Here is a 21,353-nt window from a genome sequence, read left to right as displayed (position 1 = left end):
GGTTTGCTTGTTTTTTTCTTAGTACTTAATTTGCATCTATTTGAATAATAGTCTTTAATTGTCTAAAATTTGTGTCTATTAACTAAATTTTAACATAATTTGCGTTTTGATATTCTATTATGTTAATGTTAAATATCTATTAAAATAACAAAGGTTTTTAATTATAATTTTAACGGAAGCAGAGAGTAATAGCATTATTATTTTATTGTATTCAACCAATTTTTAATTACAAACTTTTTTATTTATGAAAACAATTACTTCCAATTTGGTCACGCGGGTTCTCGTGGCATGTTTCTGGATTTTGGTTTTTCAGGGTACTGCCCATGCTCAAACAGGCAGTTATCTAAGCTGGAATAACCAAGTAGGGTGTATCTCCTATGACTCGCAGGGAGACCCTAAGGATCCCCGAAAAGAGTATGTCCTTTTGCAGGATATAGAGAACGCTCCCTGCATAAGGGTTTGCGAAAACAGCATCGTTAATTATGTAATGAATGGTGCAACAATAACAAATGTTCAATGGAGTACTGCAGGGGGAACACTTGTCTCAACAGGTGGTGCGGGAAACAAAAATGCTACTGTAAACTGGGGCGCTCCCGGTAATGCGGCATTAAATCTTACTATTAACTACAGTAATGGCACGCAATCTACCATTACAGTTTGTATTGAGATCATTAATGGGCCAAAGGCTGAGTTTGCTATTTTGGGAAATAATGAACCTGTATTTTGTCTTGATACACCAATTAATTTTGACAACCTGTCAGTCAATAATGGTGGGACAGAGATCGTTCAGTATTTTTGGGATTTTGGAGACGGAGAATTTTCATACACTTATGAACCAACCCATAGTTATGATCAGCCAGGTACATATACCATAAAACTTAGAGTAACAAATAAATGTAATTGTTCTAGTTATTATGATTTAAAAGTAGAGATTGTTGACAAACCTACTGTGGTTATAGAATGCCCATCTGTAGTATGTGAAAAGGGTGAAAAAGAAACTTATACAGTTAATGACTGCGGTGGTCACTGGGAAGTAGTTGGAGGTCATGTTGTAGACCAGACACCTACATCAGTAACAGTTGTCTGGGACAACGTTGATGATAGTGGTTTTGGTACAGTTAGCTACATGTCAGGGTGTACTTGTCCTTTTTGGACTACAGTAAAAATACCTGTAGTTAAGCAGGTAGGAAAAATTGAAGGTAATAGTATATTATGTTTAAATGAGCAGGGATTATATACTTTACCACAATGGCCAACTACAGATTTTGTATGGACCTTATCACCCAATACTACCGGAACACATTTAGTGTATGTAGATCAACGCAATCAGATTGTGGTAGATGCACTTTCACCTGGAAGTTATGATCTTGTGTGTAAGTATACAAACACTTTATTAGGGTGTTCTGGTGAGGCAAGAATTAAAATAACCGTTGCAGGTGAAACATTAATTGTTCCGATCGGAACAGAACCTACATGTAGTGGAACTGTGGGTACATATACTACTGCCGGTGGCGGATCAGTACAATGGCAGCTTAAAAAAGGCAATGCTATAGTAGCTTCCACTACAGGTGTTAATTTTTCATATCCCTTCCCTACAGGTGGTGTGTATACATTAACTGCAGCTGCAGGAGGATGTATAAGCCAGCCAAGGGTAATTAATATAACACAAACACCGGCAGTACCAGTAGGTCCGATCGTTGGCGAAACTAAATATTGTCCAACTGTACCATATGAGTATTCGTTAAATAATACTGTACCAAATACTGTTTTAGAATGGTCTGTAGCAGGCGGTACAATTCAGGGCGATAATACAGGTAATAATGTTACAATCGTATTTGGTACTTCGGCTACTGCAACGATTACAGTAGTGAGACGTTCTCTAGACGGTTCAGGTTGTACATCGGCTCCATTAAATGTTACAGTTAGTAAAATAGTTATAACTGCTGCTATCACTTCAATACCGGCTACTTCCGTATTCTGTCCAAGTAGCCAGGCAACATTTAGTGCAAATCTTAACGGTGTAACGCCAGATATGGTGGAGTGGAGTGTTTCCCCTTCAACATTAGGAGGTGTTGTATCTGGTGTTAATTCAACTACTGCAGTTGTAGCCTGGAATGAAATATCTGGTACTAATACCGGTACACTTATCTTAAAAGTTAAGAAATGTGGTGTTGACACCTATTTTAACACTCCAATAACAATTATGCCAAGGCCAACAACTGTATTTAATGCGCCTCAACAAATATGTTATGGAAGCCCATTAGTTCTTGATTTTACTGCATCAGGTGCAACTACAGGCACTATCAATTGGGATTTTGGAAATGGAAATACGGCTTCATCAATCTACAACCCTCTGGTAACAAGTTATACAGTAGCTAACCCATATAATAATACAACATCTAGTAATATAAGCTACACCATAAAGGCATCACTTTCAGTACCTAATGGTTGTAATTATGTAGTAGATGCGTATGACACAATTATTGTTTTTCCAAGAACTACAATATCAGTTACTCCAGGGTATAACTATGTTATTTGCCCTACAGGAACATACTCAACAACATTAAGTGCAAATGCAATTTCAGGTTTAGGAGTAACAGTTTCTTATCAGTGGATTAAAGTGGGTACCGGTGCAATCGGTAGTGGAAATACATATACCATTTCTAATGCTACTCAGGGAACTACACCGCAGGGAACTTATTTTGTAAGAGTTACTGATAGTAATGGATGTGTTACAGACTCACAGAACATAACTGTAATTGCAGATTGCAATCCTCTTCCTCCATGTACTATAACTCCGGCGCCTAATCTGGATGTTACAGCTGTATGGTCTGCTTGTAATACAGTTACAGCGACCGCAACATATAACGGTACTCCGGCATCAATTGTATGGCAGGGCAGCCCATTTTTAACGTATCTTAGTGGAAATAATTCAGCTACCGGGCAGTTCTCTGTAACGGTTCCGGGCGCACACCTTGTCACTGTAAAAGTTACATATAATACTCCGTCTGGTCCATGTACTGTGCAAAAAACAGTAGAGATAAAAACGCATTACAAACCAGACTTTAATACAACTGTAACTTGTAATGGTACTAACAATGGTTACAATGTAACATTACTAAATAATTCTACAGTGTTTGAGGCCAGTACAGCAACATATACATTTAGTGGAACTGGTATGTCGCCACAAACGGATCAAGTAATTAATCTAACAAATCTTGCTCCGGGTACATATACATACACGTTAACTGTAAGTATGCCTGGTAAACCAAGCTGTAGTATAACAAAGACAGTAATATTAAACCCACTGCCGGTTGTAAACTTTACTGTTAGCCCAAGCAGCTATTGTGCTGAAAATGCGATTAGTCTGACTATTCCGTCTTATAACTCTGTTAATACTTATCAATGGTTCTTTAACGGTACATCTTATATTGCAAGTGGACCAACTACCCTTATAAATATTAATGCTGGCGGAACATTCCCTATTACCTTAAAAGCAACTAATGCTCAGGGATGCTCATTTACAAGTAATCCTGTAGCGGTTAACATTAGCAAACCAGTATTTAATGGTAATATGCAAATCACTCCTGGACCAAGTGTATGCGAAGGAAGCAGCCCTGCACCGGTTTTGTCTTTTGCGGGAACAGGAACATTGCCTTCTACATATGCATGGATGAGAGGTAATATTCAGGTGGGTACTGCATCAACATATTCACCTACTGTCTCTGGAAACTATTGGTTAAAATTATTTAGTGCTCAGGGATGTCAATATGTTTCTCCACAATCCATTAATGTTGTTATTAAACAACGTCCTTATGCAGGCATTGTAGGTAGTACAACGGTATGTGCCGGTGATACTGCAACGATACAAGGAGTCGTAACAAATAACACTGTTGAGCACCGTTGGTTACTTGGCGGCAACCCTATGGCAGCTCCTTTTGGTACTTGGAGTACAGGAAATAATTCACTGGTGGTAACTGTACCTTCAGCAGCCGGTACTTATAACTATACTTTTGAAGTTCGCCCAGCCGGAGATGTAAGTTGTGGTTCTACAGCTTCAATATCAGTAACTGTAAATCCTCCGGTAACACCTCCGGTTATATCTATTGTTTCCACTCAGTGTGAACCATATGAGGTTGTAGTAACGGCTTCTGGTCCGGCCACTGGTACATACAATTGGTCTAACGGAATGACAGGCCAAACAATTTCAGTACAAAACGGAGGTGCTTTAAATGTTACCTACACTGCAGTAACAGGTTGTAAAGCAGTAGGTAATGCTACAATTCCTCAGGCACCAGAACGATTATTATGGATTTTCCCAACAGGTTGTTATGATGTATGTCTTACAAATCCAGTACCATATATTTTAGGCCCATTTGGAATATTTAGCCACTACGAATGGATTGTTAATGGAAACATAACTTCATCAGGTAATAATACTGTAGTTCCAAATCAAGTTGTTAATCAATCAGGTACATATCAGCTTGCTGTAATTAATAATGGTTGTCTTTCTGAAAGTGGTATAATGAATGTTGCTCCTAATCTTGAAAAATGTGATATCAGGCCATGTGATATTAAAGTAGGAATAAAAAAAGTGGGCATAAAAGAACCTCTTTATGTACTTGACGGTCAAATTGACAATCCTACAGGATCTCCTATTACAGTAACTATTACAAGCTTTAATAACTATGGTACATACAGTCCAAATACTGTAACTATACCTGCGGGTGGATCATATATATTCAGTCCATTATATTTTACACCTAATGCTAACTTTACAGGTGGTGAAGATTATATGGTTGTTCAGGTACAAGGTAGAAATTGTATGAGTTTGGTACGTGTTACCTTCCCTAAGCAAAAATCACTTTCTACTAGTGCTTCACCGGCAGTATTATCTGTAGCTCCAAACCCTGCAGAGGAGACAACGGTAGTACATTATAACTTAGGTGACGAATTCAAACAGGCAGAAAGCTTAATTGTATTTGACCTATTAGGTAATGAGCAAATTATCCACAAACTGGATAAATCATCAGGAGATGTTGAACTTCTTCTTTCTGGTCTTGCTTCTGGTACGTACATTGTAAGTATACAGGCAGATGGCCAAAGAGCGATTCAGCAGACACTGGTTAAAAAATAACATTATTTTTTAAAAATTCAACGCCATGGTGATAGCTATGGCGTTGTTTTTCTTATATTTAGCTATCAATTAAACAAAATATACATGAATAAAAAATTACTAATAATTTCTGCATTCGTTTCTTTGGGGGCATTTGCTCAAGACTACGAGTGGCAATGGGCTAAGCGTGGCGGCGGTATTAAGCTTTCGCCTAATGAAACTGCTACTGCTTATAATTTTGATAGTGAGCAGATACTTGATATTGCTGTAGATAGTGATAATAATTATTACTATCTGGCATTTATGACAGAACAAGATACTCAATATGAAGATCTTCCAATTACTGTCTATAATTCTCAGCCACAGGTAACAGGATCTACTGATATTGTGTTGTTATCTACAGATTGCGAAGGTACTTTTCGATGGTCACAGACAATAGGGGGCGGGGGTACAGACTATGCATACAAAATAATACTGGACAACAATGGAGGGCTGTATATAGGTGCAAATGTAATGAACCTTTCTAATTTTGGTTCAGAATATTTACCGCCGCATTTTAGTCCTATCGACGCTATGCCGGTTCTTGATAGCGATACAAGTCAGCCTCAGCCAGGTTATAAAACAATTGCAATAGTAAAATATAAAACAAATGATGGGTCTCTTGATTGGCGTGTTATGCCACAGGGAGAAGTTAGCCTTGCGCTTAGGTATGGAAGTATTAATCAGCTAGCACTGGAATCTGATGGTACAGTACATGCTCTTGTGGGATTTATGGCGGGTACGCACCTTAACGGTAATATAGTAGTACCGGAAAGTTTTACAAATATTTATAAATATTATATAATAAAATTAACCTCTGATGGAGATTATGAAGGTAATATTCCATTGGCTTTAGAAGGAGTGCTTTTAGAGAATAATACAGAATTTAGATATGATGAAAATTTAGATCGTTATTATATTTCAGGCTTTAGAACTAACGGAGACATTTTTGCATTATCGCCACTTTCATTAAATGGAACAGAACTAGAGGAGCAGGCTTATGCCATTGCTTTTAACAATGTAGGTACGAGTATTTGGTCTAAGGAATTAAGTGTGGATGAAGAGTTAAAAGATAATAGGATTTACGATCTTAAAATTGACGATAACTCCAATTTATATCTGGCAGGAAAATATTTTATAACTTCTGCAGATACGGCTGTAAACTTTGGAGAATATGAGTTTCCTACAAATATAATGGGTAACGTTCCTTTTGTTTTAAAAATTAATGCATCTGGTATAGTACAATGGATAACAATTCCTTCCGGATACACAACACCAGAAGGTTTTTTTACAGGAGCACATTACTATTACAGTTTGGCTTTAAATGGCAATGAGATAGGAGTGGCAACTCAGGTTGATAACGAGATGTGGGGTACAGTATCTATTAATCGTCCTGCTAATCACAGATCAGATCCTGGATTATTGAGGCTTAATAGAAATACTGGTGCAGCAATAGCATTACACGATATAATGGCAATTGAAGGGTATGATGATTCATTTACAGCTATCGCAGCAGATAACGATGGTAATTATATAGCAGGAGGATATTTCTATTATAACTTATTTACGGCTCAGGACGACAATGTATCTACAGTAAATAAAGTTATGGGGCAGGCAGATGGAACGGATTTTTTTATCGTTAAATTAGCCTCAGGCCCATGTGGTGAAACATCGGGAACTAAAGATTTTAATCATTCTGTTTTGGAGTTATATCCTAATCCTACTTCAGATATTGTAAATATAGTTACGGATGAGTCGCTGCGCAGCTATGAAGTTGTAAGTATGTTAGGGCAGGTTCTTTTAAAAGGAGACTTTGAGAACCTTCAAAAAATTGTTTCTATACAAAGCCTTAGTGCAGGGACCTATATGTTAAATCTGAAAACAGCTGATAATAAAATCATAACTCAAAAAATAATCAGGCAGTAATTTACTCGTGTTTATTACTATATAAGGGGAAGACAATTTAAATTGTCTTCCCCTTATATATTGCATTATGACAAAATAATACTATTAAAATTCTTTAAAAACAGCTAGTTTTACGGGTTACAAACAAACCAATTACTCAAACTGTTTCACATGACCACTTCTTTAAAGATTAAATTGCTAAGCCTTATTTTTTTTGTAAGTTTTAGTGCAATAGCACAGAACCCTGTACGCGAAAAGACAGTAATAGATAATGATTGGCATTTTGCATTTGGACATCAGTATGATACTTCAAAAGATTTTAACCATGGTACAGCGTATTTTTCATATCTATCTAAAACCGGTAACGGCGACGGTCCTGCAGACCCTTCGTTTGATGACCGTGCCTGGCGTTTATTAGATTTGCCGCATGACTGGGCAGTTGAACAGCCTTTTAGTGAGATGGGAAGCTTTAGTCATGGTTTTAAGGCAGCTGGTAAAAATTTCCCGGAAAAAAATATTGGCTGGTATCGAAAAAAAATTGCTATACTTAAAAGCGACCTCGGTAAAATTATCACTGTAAAGTTTGATGGTGTTTTTCGCAATTCTAAAGTATGGTTTAACGGACATTTTTTAGGAACTAATGAAAGCGGCTATGACGGTTTTGAATATGACGTTACTGCCTATATTAATTATGATGCCGAAAATACTATTGTTGTAAGAGTAGATGCCTCTATGGAAGAAGGATGGTTTTATGAAGGGGCGGGTATGTACAGGCATGTGTATCTGCAAAAAACAAATCCTCTTCACGTAATTACTAACGGAACTTACACAACAAGCGAAGTTAAAGATAATTTTGCGGCTATTAATGCACAAGTTACAATAGAGAATAAAGGCAGCCTGAGAGGTAAGGTTGAACTTTTACAGAGTATATACGATTCTGCAAGTAAGCTCATAACTTCATCTTCTGAGAAAGTTACGGTTCCTGATTTTTATAAAACAGCTGTATTTAAATCACTTTTAAAAGTTGATAGTCCTCTGCTTTGGGATGTTGATAATCCAAATTTATACCGTCTTGTTACCGAAATTAAAAATGATGGAAAGGTAATTGACAGATATGAAACGGAGTTTGGTATCCGTACAATCCGTTTTGATGCTGAAGAAGGCTTCTTTTTAAACGGTAAACATATTAAGCTTAAAGGTACAAATAACCATCAGGATCACGTAGGGCTGGGAGTCGCCCTTCCAGATGAATTGCAGTATTTCAGAATTAAAAAGCTTAAAGATATGGGATCTAACGCTTATCGATGCTCTCATCACCCCCCGACGCCTGAACTACTGGAAGCCTGCGACAGGCTAGGTATGTTGGTTATAGATGAAACGAGGCTTATGGGTATAAACGATATCCATCTAGGAGCAGTAAAAAGAATGATTGAACGTGACAGAAATCACCCAAGTATAATTTGCTGGTCGGTTGGTAACGAAGAGTGGAAAATTGAAGGCAATATTACTGGAGAGCGTATAACGGATATAATGCAGGGCTATTCTAAAAGCATAGATCCTTCGCGCCCTGTAACGGTAGGTATAAGTAGCGGTTTTAAAAGCGGTATATCATCTGTTGTTGAGGTAATGGGGTATAACTATCTGGGTAATGGAGATATAGATGCTCACAGAAATCAGTTTAAGCAGCAGCCGGGTATGGGTACTGAGGAAGGTTCTACATTTGCAACACGCGGCATTTATTTTAATGACGATGCTAAACATTATCAAAGCGCCTACGACCGTAAGCCCCGATCTACATTTTACAGTATAGAAGAAGGATGGAAATTTTATGCTTCTCGCCCGTATCTGGCCGGAATGTTTATATGGACCGGTTTTGACTATCGTGGGGAACCTACACCTTATGGATGGCCATCGGTCACTTCATATTTCGGAATGATGGATGTATGCGGCTTCCCTAAAGACAATGTGTATTATTTAAGGTCATGGTGGACAGATGCACCTGTTGTACACGTATTGCCACATTGGAACTGGGAGGGAATGGAAAGTAAAGAAATTGACGTTTGGGTATATTCTAACTGTGATGAGGTTGAACTTTTTCTAAACAACAAGAGCCTTGGTAAAAATAAAATGGAAAAGCTTGGGCACCTGGAGTGGAAAGTTGTTTATCAGCCTGGAGTGGTAGAAGCAGTAGGGTATAAAGATGGTAAAAAAGTCCTTACTGATGTACAAAAAACTACAGAGAAACCTGAAAAAATAAAACTTACAGCAGACGCGCAGACTAAACCTGACGCAGTAGTAGTAACTGTGGAACTGACTGATAAAAATGCAATGCATATACCTACGGCAAATGACGAAATTACTTTTGCCATTACTGGAGGTAAAATACTTGGAATTGGAAATGGAGACCCTACGTCTCTGGAAAATGATAAATTTTTAGACGATATCGCATTAGTTCAAATAACGGATTTTAAAGAACAGGCGCTTGTCTCGACAGAACTGCCACAGCAGCTTGGCAACTATTCGAAGAACAATTGGAAAGAAGCTTTTAAAGACAGGGATTATAAAAACCTTGCGCCGGCATATGTTTATAACGGTAAATTTAATCTTAAGGATAACCCCAGGAACACGGTTGTAACCTTCTTTTACCAAAAGCTAGGTACAGATGCTGTTGTTTTTGTAAACGGTAAAAAAGTTACTGCTTCTTCAGATGATGCTCAGAAGTTTGTTTTAGACAGCAGCATTTTAAAACAAGGCGAAAACGAGATCCATATAATAGCACCGCCAATACATAAAGTAAAGGACTGGGACGTTATTAATGGCAATCCGGGAGTTTTGCAGGTAATTACACCGGCAGGTGCATGGAAAAGAAAATTATTTAACGGATATGCCCAGGTTATAATTAAACCCCATGGAAGCGACAAAAATATTACTTTGTCGGCTTCTGCAAAAGGATTAAAAACAGGAGAAGTAGTTATTAAAAATAAGAATTAAAGCAAAGATTAAGTAAAATAGTTGGAGATTTTAAATTCGTTAATTATATTTAAAAATCATAAATATTTAGATTGATGCTTCATGACTTTCCTTTTTACTTAACTATTATTGTAGTAATACTTTTAATCATAATGCTGGCAAAGAAGATAAGGGTCGCTTACCCTATTTTACTTGTGCTGGCAGGATTAGGAATTAGTTTTATTCCGGCTATACCTACGCTTCATATAGAGGCAGAGCTTATATTCATAATATTTCTTCCTCCTTTGCTTTACGACGCAGCGTGGGCCATTTCATGGAAAGAGTTATGGAAGTGGCGCCGGATAATTACTAGCTTTGCCTTTTTAGTTGTCTTTTTTTCAGCGATGTCTGTAGCAGTAGTTGCTAATTATTTTATACCCGGCTTTTCTCTGGCTCTAGGTTTTTTACTCGGCGGTATAGTATCGCCTCCGGATGCGGTAAGTACTGGTGCGATAATGAAGTTTGTGACCGTTCCCAAACGATTTTCATCTATCCTTGAAGGCGAAAGTTTACTGAATGATGCTTCTTCCCTTATTATTTTCAGGTTTGCATTTATTGCTGTAGCCACCGGTCAGTTTATATGGCATGAGGCTGCATTAAGTTTTGTATGGATGATAGTAGGAGGTGTAGCCAGCGGACTTATTGTGGGTTATATGTTTATGAAGATTCATAAATACCTGCCTACCGACGCAAATGCAGATATTATTCTTACCATTGTTACACCTTATGTAATGTACATTGCAGCAGAAGAAATTCACAGTTCCGGAGTTCTGGCAGTAGTAAGTGGCGGATTGTTACTTTCTGAAAAAAGGCTTAATTTTCTCAGCAGTACTTCACGCCTTCGGGGTGTTAACGTTTGGGAAAGTTTTAGTTACCTCCTCAATGGTCTTGTATTTATGTTTATAGGCTTAGACCTACCGCAAATCATTGCGGGGCTTGAAGAAGTCAGTATACTATCTGCAATAGGTTACGGACTTCTGGTTACAGCTGTCCTTATTGTGGGAAGGATTATATCGGCTTATAGCGCCGTAGCAGTAACGCTTATAGCCCGTAATTACATAAAAGTAGCCGATAGGTCTAATCCGGGATACAAAGTTCCAATACTTATTGGGTGGTCGGGTATGCGAGGCGTTGTTTCTCTGGCAGCAGCATTATCAATTCCTTTGCAGCTGGAAAATGGTTCTGCTTTCCCTCACCGTAACCTGATACTTTTCATAACCTTTGTTGTTATACTTACAACGCTTCTTTTACAGGGGCTTACACTGCCATTTTTGATTAAGAAGATCAATATGCCCGATCCTGATTTTATTATGCCTGATGAAGATTTGTACATAAAATTAAGGAAGAAAATGACACATGAAGCGCTTCATCATTTAAAGGAAAATTATAGCGATGAACTTGATAATCATCCTATGCTGCTCCATATGGCTAAAAAATGGGAAAGAACCGAGGAAATGGCTGAAGAAACGGGACTCATGTCGGAAGAGTCAAAAATTATATACAAAGCGATTTTAGATCATCAGCGAAAATGGCTTCATAACCTTAACCGAGAGAAGCAACAAATAAATGAAGAAATAGTAAGAAGGCATCTTTTGTATCTTGATCTTGAAGAAGAAAAATTACAGTTTATATAAGCTTTTGCTTCAACAAGAAGCCTTTGTTTTCGTTATTAATGGTAACTTTGCTCTACCTAAGTATTTACCATGACGATTGCTGTATTTACACTTATAATCCTTCTTGGCGCTTTCCTCGCAGGACTTATAGGTTCATTATCCGGCCTTGGCGGAGGCATAATCATAATCCCGCTGCTAACTATTTTTCTCAATGTTGATATTCATTATGCTATAGGAACGGCGTTGGTGTCAGTTATCGCTACATCCTCAGGTTCTGCTGCGGCTTATGTGAGAGAAGGCATTACCAATATGCGGCTGGGCATATTTTTAGAAGTTGCGACTACTATAGGAGCAGTGTGCGGAGCATTGCTCTCTACTATTGCGCCAACATCTTTTATAGCGGTGTTGTTTGGATTGACTTTAATATTTTCTGCTATTAATTCACTGCGAAAAAAGTCGGAACATGTTGTAAAAGAGTCCAGTCCCCTTGCTGAAAAATTCAGATTATCAGGAACATATCCTTCTCACGACGGGCAGTTGATTCACTACGGCACTAAAAATGTTGTTGGAGGGTTTAGTATGATGGGAATTGCGGGAATGATGTCTGGCCTGCTGGGTATAGGTTCAGGGGCATTTAAAGTTATTGCAATGGATAATATTATGCGTATTCCATTTAAGGTGTCAACAACTACAAGCAATTTTATGATGGGGGTAACAGCCACTGCAAGTTCTGTAATTTATATCCAAAAAGGTTATATAGAACCGGGTATCTGTATGCCTGTTGTTATAGGTGTATTGCTTGGCGCCATGACGGGTGCTAAAGTATTAGTCAAAACTAATCCTAAAAAGTTGCGATTGTTTTTCTCAGTGCTAATATTCATACTTGCCGTAAATATGATTTATAACGGATTATCAGGAAAAATTTAATGATGGAAAGACAAGTATATAACGATAAAAATTTTCAATTGATTATTGGAAATTTACTACGATACGGAGTTTGGATATCATTGGCTTTTGCCGCACTGGGTGGAGTTATCTACCTGATTCACCATGGCGGTGAACTAGAAAATTATTCTAATTTTGTAGAAAAAGACAGTAATCTTTTCGTGGTTATTGATTCTGTAATTGAAGGCGCTATACAAGGAAGGGGAGAGTCCGTGATATTTTTTGGGGTGATTTTATTATTCTTAACCCCTGTTTTAAGAATACTTTTATCGTTAATGTCCTTTATTTTAGAAAAAGATTATTTGTATACCGTAATTACCCTTGTCGTCATCTTAATCATCATAATAAGTATAGGTTTCGGATTTTCGCACTAATGCGTCTAATAACCCCATTAATGCCAACTTCCTTTATTCAGTTGTGGCTTCATATTATCAACACTACTTTTCTTTTTCTATATTTGCGCTGCCGGTTGTATACCGATGCAATTTATAACTTAACACAAATCAATAAAAATGGTTGAATTTTTCAGCAGTTTTAGCAGCCTTTGGCAGGACATCATCAACAATCCCGGTACTTCATTGGCAATTATCGGTAACCTTATCATTATCGAAAGTTTACTATCTGTAGATAATGCTGCAGTGCTGGCTACCATGGTAATGGATCTACCAGAAGACCAAAGGGATCGTGCATTAAAATACGGAATTTGGGGTGCTTACATATTCAGGGGTATAGCCATGATTTTTGCATCGGCACTTATCACCATCTGGTGGCTTAAGCCTATAGGTGGTTTATACCTTTTGTATTTGGTTTTTGACTGGTATAAAGGAAAACAAAAAGAAAGTGATGAGGAAGAAACGGTAAATAAAGAAGGCAACTGGTTCTACAAAATGACAGTCGGTTCTTTGGGAACTTTTTGGGCAACAGTATGCCTTGTAGAGATTATGGATATGGCCTTTTCTATAGATAATGTTTTTGCTGCAGTAGCCTTTACACCAAACATTATACTAGTTTGTATAGGAGTATTTATTGGTATTTTAGCAATGCGTTTCATTGCACAATGGTTTGTAAAACTTATGCAGGCTTACAATTTTTTAGAAACTGCTGCATTTGTGGTAATAGCGATATTAGGTGTAAAACTTACACTTTCAATATACGAGCATTTTTATCCTGAAAGCCCTGTGAGCCAGTTTTTGGGAAGTCATGCGGCAGATATTGGAATTTCTGCTTTAACAGTAGCAATCTTCTTTATACCTATAATTACCAGCATGCTTTTTAATTTTCCAAAGAAAAGTACAGAGACAGCTGAATAAGCATATTATATTTTACAATAAAGTGCCCATCCTGATTCAGGATGGGCACTTTAAATTTTTAAGAGAGTTATTGAACTCTTTTAAAAAGATATTGTGTTACCTCTGCCAGACGATTTGCAAAGCCCCACTCATTATCGTACCAGGAAGCAATTGAAAGCAAATTACCTTCTTTAATTGTAAGTGGAAGGTCAATCAACGACGAATGTGAATCTCCTACAATACGCGCAGATGTCCATTCGTCTTCAAGTACATCCAGCACACCTTTTAACTCTCCAGATTGTGCCGCTTTTCTAAATGCTTCCTTTACTTCTTCCGGGGTACAGTCTTTTTCGGTTACAAGATTCAGTTCTGCGATACTGCCGGTACGTGTAGGAATCCTGTAGGCTTTACCTGTTATCTTCAGGTCTTTCCATATAAATTGCAATGCCTTAGCTGCTCCCGATGACGACGGAATAATATTTTCGGCGGCGGCCCACGAATCCCTTCTGTCCTTCATTGGCTGATCTGTCAATGACTGTGTATTTGTGTATGAATGCACAGTAGAAAATAAGCCATACTGGATTCCAAAATTTTCAAGTATTACTTTAATAGGGATCGCCAATGCATTTGTAGTACAGCTTCCCATACTTATTATTTTTTGACTGTCAGGGTCGAAATCTTCAAGGTTTATGCCCTTTAAAAGTACAGCGTCGCAGTCGGCTAAAGATTTGCTTGGAGCACTTACAAGAACATATTTTGCTCCCCTGTCTATATGAGCCTGTGCACCGGTACGAGTAGTTGCCCTGCCTGAACATTCTACTACAAGTTCAATACCTAAAGCACCCCAGTCCGGAATTCCTTCTTTAGAATTGATATATGATATGCTTTTATCTCCCACATTTAAAGTCGTTTCTCCATCAGTTGAAACGTTTTGATCCCATCTTCCGTAATTAGTATCAACGCTAAGAAGGGCTGCAAGTGTTGGCAGCGATTGTATATCTGCTATTACAGCAGGAAGTACGCCACTATTTTTGAATGTTGCTTTAAGAAATTGTCTTCCTATTCGGCCAAAGCCATATAAAGCTATTTTTGCCATGATTTAAGTGTTATTGATTAATAATGAATTTTTACGGATATTAAATTACTAATTTTTAAGGAGATACCTGTGTTCTCCCTGTAAAACTAATTCGTTGTTCTGGTTATATACTGTTGCGCGTGTAACTACAGTTCCCGTGTTTCCATTATCTATAAGTTCAATGATCTCTATTGACGGATATAGCGTATCTCCTGAATGTACCTCCTTTAAAAAGTCACAAGAAAGTGATGTAAATGCTATAAAAACGTGACCGATGTAGTGGGGGAACAACGTCGCTCCCGGAGCTGTAAAAGCCAGTACCTGCAGCCCATGTACAACAGGGGCGGTATGCCCGTATCGTTGCGCATATTCCACATCATAATGAATAGGGTGATTGTCTGCCGACACCGCCTGAAAGGCAGATGCATGTGCATCAGTAAGGGTTCTGCTTGGTGCACGGAATATTTCGCCTATCTGTAATTCTTTAAAGGTGCGTGGAGCAACAATAGCAAAGTCTTCTTTGTAGAAATTAACTTTATTTTCCATGATTAATGTGTTGAAAGTTTTTTTATCATTTCTGAAGACAGGCTGTCAGCATATATGCCAAAGGCACTGGTAAGCACGCCCTTAATGTTATACACATCAGATGTAATTCCATAAACTATATCTTCATCTCCAGGGTCTGTATCGCCTTCAAAACGAAAAACATATTCTATAGAAAATTCATTGGGAGACATTGACTGAGAGTTATTATCAAAACGCAGGCAGTCTTCATCTAGATTAAAGTCATGGCTGAAACCCTGTTGGTTGAGCCATTGAAGCGCTTCAGTAACTGTATCAAATGATGGTTGATTATTTATTGTCATAGAATAAAATGTAAAGCCTGTAGTTGTAAACTACAGGCATGATTTCTAAATTTATTTTTTTAAGAATTTTATAAGTTCATCGTTGAATTTTTCTCTTTCTTCAATAAACGATGCATGCCCGCTTTTTTCAAAGGGCACAAGTACAGAACCAGCTATGCCTTTATTCATTTCTTCAGCAAGTGCATAGGCTACTATATTATCTTGTTTAGCATGAAGGATAAGTGTAGGTATTTTAATTTTTGGAAGATCACCTCTTAAGTCTTCATCGCGTAATGCGATAAGAGCGTGCTCCATTGCGTATGACGATGACTGCATTTCTATATTGCCCAGCCATGCTCCTATACCTGCTGGTACAGATGTAGGTGTAAGTGTGAAACGTGCACCAACAGCAGCTAACAATGCAGGCCTGTTAGTATTGTTAAGTTCTATCCATTGGTTTATATCTTCTTTTGTAAAGAAAGGATAAGGATAGTCAGTTTTTTTGGTATGACATGGAGCTGCGGCCGAAAATAATGCCAGCTTGCTTAGATGGGCACCATTATATTTTGCGGCATAATGTAGTGCAATTGCTCCACCCATAGAGTGACCTCCTAATGCAGCATCTTCTATATTCAGTTTATCAAGCACAACTTTAATATCATCTGCAAACTGGTCATAATTGTATTTGCCGTATGGTTTATCAGATTGTCCAAATCCTCTTAGTGTTATGCCTATAACCCTGTATCCCGCTTTAATTAACGCTGGGTATTGATATTCCCAGCTAGCATCGCTTAATGGATAACCGTGTATTAGTATAACAGGTTTACCTTCACCAAGGTCAGTCACATGAAGTCTTACATTTGGTTCAACTTCAATGTACTCTGCTCTCGCTGCCGTTTCTTGTTTAGTTGAGGCATTGTTGGTAATTGTAGTCTCAGTTTTTGCTTCTTTGTTACAGGAAACCGTTGCCAGAGTGAGTAAGCCAATGGCTGCTGCGCAAATAGAGTACTTCGTTTTCATAATTAAATGTTTTATGGATTTATAATAAATAGTAATAGCCAAACGACATGCCTTAGGTGTAACTTTTTGATAATCAAATGTTTATTGTTGTGGTCACAATTTCTTATTTACGATATATCGTCTATTTGATAGTGCTGTCTAAGCTTTTGTAAAACACATAAGGTTTTGTAAATAAAAAAGTCAGCCGACGCGGCTGACTTTAAAAGTGATAAGGGTCTATGTTATTCCCTGCAGGATAGTATGTAACAAAATAACATTGATATACCAGCTAACAACACGGCCGCAAGTCCAAATTGCATGCCTGCAAATGCCCCTGAAACACAGCCTGCTAAAAAGCCGGAAATAGTTATAAGTTGTTTCTTAAAGCTTATCAGTGCATCTGTGCCTTTAAATTTATTTGTAATTAGTGTGCCAATGTCTAGTGATGCTTGTGTAACATTTCCTGTCATCATGGTAGTAGGACCGTGAGTAGCTTTACTGAATAATTTACCAAATGCGTTTTGAAGTCCTAATGCAAAAACAACAAGCATTACTACCGCATACATAACAATTTTTTCATCTCCTTTTATATAAAAGAATACTGAGAGTATTCCCGCTGCAATAAGCAGTATTGCTTCAAACAGGAGAATCTTGTTGTCTTGTTTTGATCTTGAAGCCATCCATCCCCCCGTTATTACCGCTATTATAAATACAGGGAATGTTATTAGTTTAATCCATGCATCTATGCTGCCACCGCTTACCATCTGATAAGCAAATACTATAAAGTTGCCGGTAACATGTGCGGAAAAAATAGTATCACCCGATACAAATGTTACTGTATCGCAATAGCCGGCTACGGCAGTAAGCATGAGGGTAACTACATTAATGTTTTTTTGCTGATCCATATATACTTTAAGTTAGCGTCTGATTATTGTTGTGTGAGTAATTGTAATAGATAATTGTCTGCCGAATAGGTGCCGGCGCCCATGCATAAAATTAAAAGCAGGCTCAGTGTATACATATATGGCACATCGCGCACTTCAACAGAATCGTTTCGGTGCACTATAAAATAGCCTATAGACGTGACGCCGATTGTAGGGAGTACGACCAATCTGGTAGCGAATCCGCTCATGATTAGGAAAGGAACAACAGTATCCGAAAAAGCAGCTGCAAATCTATTCAGTTTTTCAGGTAAGTGTAACGGGTTAGGTATATGTTCCCGTTTACCATTCTGCACTCTGAACTTTTTCATACCATGCACCCTGAAAAGCTCCAGTGCCAGTAAAATCCTGAATAACAAAAATGCTATATTGTTAAAGTCACTTCCTAAATCAGAAGTGAGTATTGATTTAATTAGTTCCATCATTTTTTAAAATTTAAAAAGCAAAGCATGAGCAGCCTAAAGCACCCCAAAATGCAGTATAATTATTTAAAGGAATAGTACTCATTCTCGCGCTGTTGTGGTTATGGGCATGCACATTACAGCTACCACTGCAATTATGTATACTATTTGCTGTCTCGGATTTTCCGTTGCCGACAGTTCTTGTTGTATGCAAATGGTTATTGTGTTGTTCAGGGCTGTAATAGCCATTATAAATGTTGCTGGGTGACCAGTCAGGGAGTATTGGGATAGAAGGAGGGGAGTAAGTCGTGAAGTTTCCTTTAGCATAAACTATCTTCCCGTCAACTATAGTCATTTCGGCTTTAATATCTTTAATCTTTTGTCCGTCCACAGTAAAATAGTCGCTATCCAGTACCACAAGATCGGCAAGCATGCCTACTGCGATATCTCCTTTTTTATGTTGTTCCTGAGAAAACCACGCGCTGCCCTGAGTATACAGTTGAAGTGCAGTTTCACGATCAAGCCTTGACTTGTCATAAATTTGCAGACCACCCACAGTTTTACCTGTTGTAAGCCAATAAAGCGAAACCCACGGATTATAACTGCTTACCCTTGTAGCATCAGATCCTCCACCTACAGGAACACCCATTTCAAGCATCGTTTTTATAGGAGGAGTATTCTCTGCTGCTACTGATCCGTATCTGTCAGTAAAGTACTCTCCCTGATATGCCATCCTGCTTTGTATTGCGATGCCGCCACCAAGGGCTCTTACTCTTTCTATATTGCGTTCGTCAATAGTTTCTGCATGGTCAAAGATCCATGTAAGGCCATTAAAAGGTATATCTCTGTTAACTTTTTCAAAAACATTTAAAAAGCGGGTTATACTTTCATTGTATGTTGCGTGCAGCCTGAAAGGCCACCTGTTTGCGACAAGCAATCGTACTACTTTTTCCAGTTCGGCTTCCATGTTTTCGGGCAGATCTGGTCTTGGCTGAAGGAAATCTTCAAAATCGGCAGCAGAAAACACCAGCATTTCACCCGCGCCATTATGCCTGTACATATCATTTCCCTGATGTAGTTCTACACTATCAATCCAATTCTGAAAATCTTCCAGTTCATTTTTAGGGCGCTGTGTAAACAGATTGTATGCAATCCTTACTGTTAACTGTTTTTGTTCATTCAAATCACTTATGACTTTATAGTCATCCGGAAAATTCTGAAACCCTCCTCCGGCATCAATTACGCTTGTTATACCAAGTCGGTTCAGTTCTTTCATAAAATGCCTGGTAGAATTCACCTGCTGTTTGTAAGGAAGTGTTGGAGCTTTAGCAAGGGTAGAATACAAAATCATGGCATTTGGTGTAGCAATAATAAGTCCTGTTGGATTTCCTTTGCTATCCCTTTGTAAGTTTCCCCCTGGGGGTGCGGGAGTGTTTTTAGCGTAGCCTACAGCTCTCAGAGCAGCAGCATTCATCAGGGCCCTGTCATAGAGATGCAGTATAAATACAGGAGTATCTGGGGCTATTGTATTTATTTCTTCAAGAGTAGGCATTCGTCTCTCGGCAAACTGGAACTCAGTCCATCCGCCCACAACACGAGCCCACTGCGGAGAGGGTGTACGGTCTACCTGTTCTTTCAGCATTCTTAAGGCATCTGCTAAAGAAGGAACACCGTCCCAGCGGAGTTCAAGGTTATAATTAAGTCCGCCCCGTATTAAATGAATATGAGAATCGTTGATGCCGGGTATAACGCGCCTTTGTTTAAGGTCTATAATTTTATCTGCATCATTAGATAGGGATAATATATCGCTGTCGCTGCCTATGGCAATAAATTTTCCATCTTTGATTGCAACTGCTGTTGCATCTTTATGTGTAGCATTAAAACTGTGTACTTTTCCGTTGTAGAGTATAAGATCAGCTTTCATAAGTATAGATTTTTGTCCATACTTCAGCTATTTTGCTGCCATAGTAGTAAATGTCTTATTTTTAGAATTTTACAACTATAGGTTTCAAATTCAATCTACGATATACCGTTAATTTTGAGATGATTGATAAAGAATATAAAGGCCGGAGAATTTCCGGCCTTTATAAATTGTATGTATTTTAAACTTATGCTTCGCTCCATAAACCCGACACTTCATTCTTAAGGTGGGCGATGGCAACGCTGCTTGGCGTTTGTTTGTCAAACAGATTTTTCAGAATAGTTTCACGCAAATCCTGTGCAGTTGCGATAGATGGATCGGCACTTGTTTTACGTACCATTTGTATTGTAGCATTTTTTGCAGTTGTAACTATATCCCAGCTTTCACCAGATATATAAATTTGCTGCGACAGGTTGTGTTCAAATTCCACTTCTATCTGAGAAGTTAGATAATCTTCATAGTCACTCTTGTTAGACGATTGTGGCGTAATACGAATAAGCAGCTTGGTAGGATTTATTCTTTCCATGAAAAGTGTAAGTCTTTCATAAGCCTGTAGTCGTAACGGGAGCGCATTTTTTTGTGCCTCTTTATGTATAAGATAACGGCGGCGGCCTTCCTCATTTTTTGTATGCATGCTAAAAAAGTAATACGCTACTCCTCCGGTAATTAGAGAGGGAAGTGTATAAGCAGCAACTTCTATAATTTTGTCTATCATTGTAAATAGTTTGTGTGTTTAAGATATAACGCCATGCAGGCTTATGAATTGCAAAAGCGAAAATAAGGAATAATGTTTTTTCCCGGTTATGCTATTCAAATAATTTGCAATTATATTTGGCACATTAACACATCTCCTTTATGAAGAAGCGAATTATTTACTGTATCATCATTATAATTACAATCGCTTTGGGTCTTTTTGTAAGGGTTAAGCGGCAGTGGTTTCCTGATATTGTAAACCTATATTTGGGCGATATACTTTATGCTTTCATGATGTATTACATTATCAGTTTTATAACGATAGAAAATGTTATTCGTTACAGGGCCATTCTTGCCTTAGCCGTTTGTTTTTGTATTGAGTTCTTACAGCTTTATCGGGCAGATTGGATAAATAGTATCCGTGGCACGTTTCCGGGCAGGCTGGTATTAGGTTCCGGTTTTCTGTGGAGCGATTTACTGGCCTACACAATAGGAGTTAGCGTTGCTTTTATTTTTGAAAAATTTATGCTTTTCAAACCAACTACAGCCCGATAGAATCTCG

At 38.1% G+C, this 21,353-nt stretch carries 16 protein-coding genes; 8 read left to right on the top strand and 8 right to left on the bottom strand.

Annotation, left to right across the window (positions count from 1 at the left end):
- The first annotated feature begins 244 nt into the window (after positions 1–244).
- From R1T16_RS02935 to R1T16_RS02905, 7 genes are all read left to right on the top strand, one after another.
- A complete protein-coding gene (locus R1T16_RS02935; protein WP_317499564.1) occupies positions 245–5,137 on the top strand; it encodes a PKD domain-containing protein in 4,893 nt (1,630 codons plus the stop codon).
- Positions 5,138–5,221: 84 nt separating this feature from the next.
- Positions 5,222–7,081, top strand: coding sequence for a T9SS type A sorting domain-containing protein (locus tag R1T16_RS02930; protein ID WP_317499563.1), 1,860 nt, complete (start codon positions 5,222–5,224; stop codon positions 7,079–7,081).
- A 150-nt stretch (positions 7,082–7,231) separates the two neighbouring features.
- Positions 7,232–10,051: a beta-galactosidase GalA gene (galA, locus tag R1T16_RS02925; RefSeq protein ID WP_317499562.1), complete on the top strand. Its 2,820-nt coding sequence runs from the start codon at positions 7,232–7,234 to the stop codon at positions 10,049–10,051.
- 74 nt (positions 10,052–10,125) lie between these two features.
- Complete coding sequence (locus tag R1T16_RS02920) at positions 10,126–11,703, top strand: Na+/H+ antiporter (protein WP_317499561.1); 1,578 nt, start codon at positions 10,126–10,128, stop codon at positions 11,701–11,703.
- A 69-nt stretch (positions 11,704–11,772) separates the two neighbouring features.
- Complete coding sequence (locus R1T16_RS02915) at positions 11,773–12,609, top strand: sulfite exporter TauE/SafE family protein (protein ID WP_317499560.1); 837 nt, start codon at positions 11,773–11,775, stop codon at positions 12,607–12,609.
- Positions 12,610–12,611: 2 nt separating this feature from the next.
- Positions 12,612–13,001, top strand: coding sequence for a DUF1634 domain-containing protein (locus R1T16_RS02910; RefSeq protein ID WP_317499559.1), 390 nt, complete (start codon positions 12,612–12,614; stop codon positions 12,999–13,001).
- Between the two features lie 138 nt (positions 13,002–13,139).
- Entirely contained in the window at positions 13,140–13,937 is a 798-nt protein-coding gene (locus R1T16_RS02905) for a TerC family protein (protein WP_317499558.1), read from the top strand.
- A gap of 67 nt (positions 13,938–14,004) precedes the next feature.
- Here the strand turns inward: R1T16_RS02905 and R1T16_RS02900 are convergent, their stop codons facing one another.
- From R1T16_RS02900 to R1T16_RS02865, 8 genes are all read right to left on the bottom strand, one after another.
- Complete coding sequence (locus R1T16_RS02900; protein WP_317499557.1) at positions 14,005–15,012, bottom strand: type I glyceraldehyde-3-phosphate dehydrogenase; 1,008 nt, start codon at positions 15,010–15,012, stop codon at positions 14,005–14,007.
- A 48-nt stretch (positions 15,013–15,060) separates the two neighbouring features.
- On the bottom strand, positions 15,061–15,537 hold the full coding sequence (locus R1T16_RS02895; protein ID WP_317499556.1) for a MaoC family dehydratase: 477 nt from the start codon (positions 15,535–15,537) through the stop codon (positions 15,061–15,063).
- A 2-nt stretch (positions 15,538–15,539) separates the two neighbouring features.
- Complete coding sequence (locus R1T16_RS02890) at positions 15,540–15,857, bottom strand: phosphoribosylpyrophosphate synthetase (RefSeq protein ID WP_317499555.1); 318 nt, start codon at positions 15,855–15,857, stop codon at positions 15,540–15,542.
- A gap of 51 nt (positions 15,858–15,908) precedes the next feature.
- On the bottom strand, positions 15,909–16,856 hold the full coding sequence (locus tag R1T16_RS02885) for an alpha/beta hydrolase (protein WP_317499554.1): 948 nt from the start codon (positions 16,854–16,856) through the stop codon (positions 15,909–15,911).
- A gap of 221 nt (positions 16,857–17,077) precedes the next feature.
- Complete coding sequence (locus tag R1T16_RS02880) at positions 17,078–17,740, bottom strand: YoaK family protein (RefSeq protein ID WP_317499553.1); 663 nt, start codon at positions 17,738–17,740, stop codon at positions 17,078–17,080.
- A 23-nt stretch (positions 17,741–17,763) separates the two neighbouring features.
- A complete protein-coding gene (locus R1T16_RS02875; protein WP_317499552.1) occupies positions 17,764–18,201 on the bottom strand; it encodes a DoxX family protein in 438 nt (145 codons plus the stop codon).
- A 10-nt stretch (positions 18,202–18,211) separates the two neighbouring features.
- Positions 18,212–20,101: an amidohydrolase gene (locus R1T16_RS02870; RefSeq protein ID WP_317499551.1), complete on the bottom strand. Its 1,890-nt coding sequence runs from the start codon at positions 20,099–20,101 to the stop codon at positions 18,212–18,214.
- Between the two features lie 184 nt (positions 20,102–20,285).
- Positions 20,286–20,813 (bottom strand): hypothetical protein, encoded by a 528-nt coding sequence (locus tag R1T16_RS02865; protein WP_317499550.1) that lies wholly within the window; start codon positions 20,811–20,813, stop codon positions 20,286–20,288.
- A gap of 140 nt (positions 20,814–20,953) precedes the next feature.
- On the opposite strand from R1T16_RS02865, the gene R1T16_RS02860 reads away from it, so the two are divergent.
- Positions 20,954–21,346, top strand: coding sequence for a DUF2809 domain-containing protein (locus tag R1T16_RS02860; RefSeq protein WP_317499549.1), 393 nt, complete (start codon positions 20,954–20,956; stop codon positions 21,344–21,346).
- Positions 21,347–21,353: the final 7 nt, after the last annotated feature.

The sequence above is a fragment of the Flavobacterium sp. DG1-102-2 genome (assembly GCF_033042555.1).
Classification (GTDB): domain Bacteria; phylum Bacteroidota; class Bacteroidia; order Flavobacteriales; family Flavobacteriaceae; genus Flavobacterium.
The sequence above is the reverse complement of the archived record's forward strand: the minus strand, read 5'-3'. Positions and strand labels throughout refer to the sequence as shown.